Below are 2385 nucleotides of genomic sequence, written 5' to 3'. Positions count from 1 at the left end.
GCAGGTGGCCACGCGGGCGCTCACGGCGGCGGCCGATGGCGTGGCGTTTATCGGCGAGGTGCTGGTCGCGACGGCACGCGCACCCGCCCGGCGGCGGCTGATCCGCGCCGCCGACTTCTTCCGCTACGCCGATCAGGCAGGCGTGCGCGCGATGCCGCTCATTGTCATGATGGGCTTCCTGATCGGCATGATCCTGGCATTCCAGTCGGCGGTGCCGATGCGCCGCTTCGGCGCCGATCTCTATGTCGCGAACCTCGTCTCGATCAGCCTGCTGCGGGAACTCGGCCCGCTGCTGGCGACGGTGATCCTGGCCGGCCGCACCGGCTCGGCCTATGCCGCCGAGATCGGGACGATGAAGGTCAACGAGGAGATCAGCGCGCTGGTCACCATGGGCATCGACCCGATGACGATGCTGGTGCTGCCACGGCTGGCGGCGGCGATGCTGGTGATGCCCGCCATGGCGCTGGTGCTGGAAATCGCCGGGCTGCTCGGCATGCTGACGGTGATGCTCGGCTTCGGCTACACGCCGGAGCAGATCGTGGCGCAGGTGAAATACGCCTCCCAGCTCAAGGATCTGCTCGGCGGGCTGTTCAAGGCGCTGTGCTTCGGCGCGGTGGTCGCCGCCATCGGCTGCCGCGCCGGCCTCGCGACCGGCGTGGGACCGCGGGCCGTGGGACAGGCGGCGACGCGGGCGGTGGTCGGCGGCATCGTCGCCATGATCATCCTCGACGGCGTGTTCGCCGTCCTGTTCTTCCGTCTCGGCCTCTAGCGCATGACGCTCGATCCCGCATCCGCCGCGTCCCCCGATGAGGTGATCGTCGCGACGGGGCTCGCGCAGCGGTTCGGCGCGCGCACCATCTTCCGCGACGTCTCGCTCACGGTGCGACGGGGCGAGGTGTTCGTCATCCTGGGCGGGTCCGGCTGCGGCAAGTCCACGCTGATGCGCCAGCTGATCGGCCTGCTGCCGCCCACCTCGGGCGAGATCATCGTCGCCGGACGGCGCATCACCGGGCCGGATGCCGAGGCCGGACGGCAGGCGATGCAGCGCGGCATCGGCGTCATGTTCCAGGCCGGCGCGTTATTCGGGTCGATGACGCTGCTGGAGAACGTGATGCTGCCGCTGGAGATCTTCACCGACCTGCCGGCCGAGGCGCGGGTGGCGGTCGCGCGGGTCAAACTCGCGCTGGTGGGGCTGGGCGAGGCGGCGGCGCTGATGCCCGCGGAGATTTCCGGCGGCATGGCCAAGCGCGCGGCGATCGCCCGCGCCCTCGCGCTCGACCCGCCGCTGCTGTTCCTCGACGAGCCCTCGGCCGGGCTCGATCCCGTCACGTCGGCCGGGCTCGACCGGCTGATCCTCGACCTGCGCGCCGATCTCGGCACGACCTTCGTGGTGGTGACGCACGAACTCGCCTCGATCCTGGCGATCGCGGACCGCTGCGTCATGCTCGACCGCGCCGCATACCCCGACGGCGGCGGCGTCATCGCGACCGGCGACCCGCGCCGGCTGCGCGCGGAGTCCGACCATCCGATGGTGCACGCCTTCTTCCATCGCACCGTCGCACCCGCAGCCACCATCCCGGCCGACCCGATGGCGGCGGCGTGATGGCGGGCCGCGCCACCTTCCTGCGCGTGGGCCTGCTGGTGGTGGTGGGAACCGCGCTGCTGCTCGGCATGCTGCTGTTCCTGCTTGGCAACCGGCTGCGCGAGGGCAAGCAGTACGAGACCTATTACAGCGAGTCCGTGCAGGGGCTGGAGGTCGGCGCCCCGGTGAAATACCGCGGCGTCACCATTGGCCGGGTGACCGATATCGGGCTGACCAGCGCCGTCTATCTGCGGAACGAGCCGCCCGACGCGCGCAAGGCGAGCTTCCGGCTGGTGTTCGTCCGCTTCGTGATCGACCCGACCAAGGTGGGCCGCCTTCCGGACACCGCGACCGCCGTGCAGAGCGGCCTGCGCGCGCGCCTCGCGTCGCAGGGGCTGACCGGGCTCAGCTATGTCGAACTCGATTTCGCCCCGCCCAACCGCTACCCGCCGATCAACGTGCCGTGGAAGCCGGTCGGCGAATACATCCCCTCGATGCCGAGCACGCTGACGCAGGTGCAGGACGCGGGGCAGCTCGTGCTGGCGCAGCTCAGTCATCTGAAGATCGACTCGCTTGCCGCCAACATCGACGGCCTCGTCACCGACCTGCGGACACAGCTGCGCGACGGCGATGCGCATCAAGCCCTTGCCGCGCTCACGGGTCTGGCCGACGCGGCGCGGCAGCAGCTCGCCGGCGCCGATCTGCCGGCGCTGTCGGCATCGCTGCGGCAGACGGCGGCGGCGGCGCAGAGCCTGCTCGGCGGCCCGCAGACGCGCGACGCGCTCGCCAGTGCCGCCCGTGCC

At 71.3% G+C, this 2385-nt stretch carries 3 protein-coding genes; all 3 read left to right on the top strand.

What is annotated here, in order from left to right; translation table 11 throughout:
- A partial coding sequence (locus tag B8460_RS00785) for an MlaE family ABC transporter permease (protein ID WP_048859661.1) occupies nucleotides 1-769 on the top strand: 769 nt, incomplete at its 5' end.
- Between the two features lie 3 nt (nucleotides 770-772).
- Nucleotides 773-1603 (top strand): ABC transporter ATP-binding protein, encoded by an 831-nt coding sequence (locus tag B8460_RS00780; protein WP_052945094.1) that lies wholly within the window; start codon nucleotides 773-775, stop codon nucleotides 1601-1603.
- The coding region (locus B8460_RS00775) for an MlaD family protein (protein ID WP_048859659.1) at nucleotides 1603-2385 on the top strand (783 nt) is incomplete at its 3' end. The genes B8460_RS00780 and B8460_RS00775, both read left to right, overlap by 1 nt.

Origin of the sequence: Acidisphaera rubrifaciens HS-AP3, from assembly GCF_000964365.1 — a bacterium.
Taxonomy (GTDB): domain Bacteria; phylum Pseudomonadota; class Alphaproteobacteria; order Acetobacterales; family Acetobacteraceae; genus Acidisphaera; species Acidisphaera rubrifaciens.
This window is presented reverse-complemented; position numbering and strand designations above follow the sequence as displayed.

Coding starts and splice junctions, on each gene's coding strand:
- B8460_RS00780 (WP_052945094.1), top strand. CDS start 773: ATGACGCTCGATCCCGCATCCGCCGCGTCCCCCGATGAGGTGATCGTC.